This is a genomic window from Actinoplanes sp. NPDC049265, assembly GCF_043197135.1.
Taxonomy (GTDB): domain Bacteria; phylum Actinomycetota; class Actinomycetes; order Mycobacteriales; family Micromonosporaceae; genus Actinoplanes.
In genome coordinates, this window is record NZ_JBICSP010000063.1 from 1 (window position 1) to 1,819 (window position 1,819).

At 68.7% G+C, this 1,819-nt stretch carries 1 protein-coding gene; it reads left to right on the forward strand.

The window, feature by feature from the left end:
* Positions 1-287 precede the first annotated feature (287 nt).
* A complete protein-coding gene (xerC, locus tag ACGFIO_RS44310) occupies positions 288-1,802 on the forward strand; it encodes a tyrosine recombinase XerC (RefSeq protein ID WP_392837319.1) in 1,515 nt (504 codons plus the stop codon).
* Positions 1,803-1,819 lie beyond the last annotated feature (17 nt).

Below are 1,819 nucleotides of genomic sequence, written 5' to 3' on the forward strand. Positions count from 1 at the left end.
TCACATCGGCAGATCCGGATGCCGTCGGGGCTCGGCGTACGTCGCTCTGCGCAGAGGATGGCTGATGCCGAGAGCGTCGCCGGGTCCAGATGTCGGCAACCGCCCCTTCAGCCGTGGTTCGGATCGACGGCCGCGTCGAGCAGTGACTCCAGGATGGGCCCACGGCCGGAGAGCCTGCCGTCCCCGATTGGAGGACCAGAAACCGATATTGGCCGCTTGAACTATCACGGCCAACCGCCAGCCTGTGATTCTGACTGACCTGGAGATCCGTGGTCTGGGGAGGACGCATGCCGGTGTCGGGAGTCTTCAAGCTGTGCGGATGTCGGGAACCGGGCACCAGGCGCAAGATCGGCCGCCGGTGTCACCGGCTGGGCGAGCGCGGGCACGGGACCTGGTACTTCCAATGCCGGTTCAAGAACCTGTGGGGGCATTCTGAGCAGGTCCGGCGAGGCGGGTTCGCCACCCAGGCCGCCGCCCGTCAGGCCCGCAGCGAGATGCTGGAGCAGTCGTGCGAGGAGTTCGCCGGCCGGAAGTGGACCGTCGCCCAGTGGCTGCGGTACTGGCTGACCACCCGGGTCTCGATCCGCCCGACCACGCTGCACTCCTACACCCGACACGTGGAGATGCACCTGATCCCCGCGATCGGAACGATGAAACTCGCCGACGTCACCAGCCGCCACCTCACCGCCATGTTCGCCGAGCTCGCCCGCAATACCACACCCGCCGGGCAGCCCCGCTCGGCCGGCACCCTGCAACGGGTCCGCGCCACCCTGCGAGCCGCCTACAACGCCGCCATCCGCGACGGCCTAGTCACCGACAATCCCGCCCGCCGGGTCGAGATGCCCGCCACCCGCCGCCCCCACGCCGTGGTGTGGACCGAAGGCCGCGTCGAGCAATGGCGGGAGGACGGCCGGCGGCCCGCGGTGGCGGTGTGGACGGCGGACCAGCTGACCGAGTTCCTGGACTTCGTCGAGCAGGATCCGCTCTACCCGCTGTGGTGGCTGGTCGCCCTCCGCGGTCTGCGCCGGGGTGAAGTCTGCGGGCTGCGCTGGCAGGACGTCGACCTCGACCGACGGCAGTTGACCATCTCCTCGCAGCGCACCACCGTCGGCCACGAGGTCATCGAGGGCCCGCCCAAGTCCGCGGCCAGCTGCCGCACCATCGCGCTGGACCGGCGCACCGCCCAGATCCTGACCCAGCACCAGAAGAAACAGAAGTGGCTGTACACGGCCACCGGCCGCGCCTGGCGCCAGAGCAACTACGTGTTCACCCGTCCCGACGGCAGGCCATACCACCCGAACTACCTCACCCACCGGCTGCGGTTCCTGATCAACCTGGCCGGGCTCCCACCAGTGCGCCTGCACGACCTGCGCCACGGCGCCGCCACCCTCGCCCACGCCGCAGGCGTCGACCTCAAAGCCATCCAGGACCAACTCGGACACGCCAGCATCGTGCTCACCGCCGACACCTACACCAGCGTCCTACCCGCCACCCACCACCGCGCCGCCGAAGCCACCGCCCGCCTGATCCTCACCACCGCCCGCGGAGCCCGCGCCAAGATCAAAGCCAAAAACCGGCGCCGCGGACCCAGCCGGCCGAAGGCAAAGCCCTCCAGCGTCAGCCCAGCTAACACCACACCTGCAGCACAAAAGACCAGTTCAGAGACCTGCAAGCGCCACCCAGCACCGCGAAAGGGCCGAGCTTCCACGGGTCGACGCCGAGCTTCCAAACACCAACGTGGACAGTCGGGCGGGGTGAAACCGCAGGCAAAAAGGGTGGGCCGCCAGGGACTCGAACCCTGAACCTAAGGATTAAAAGT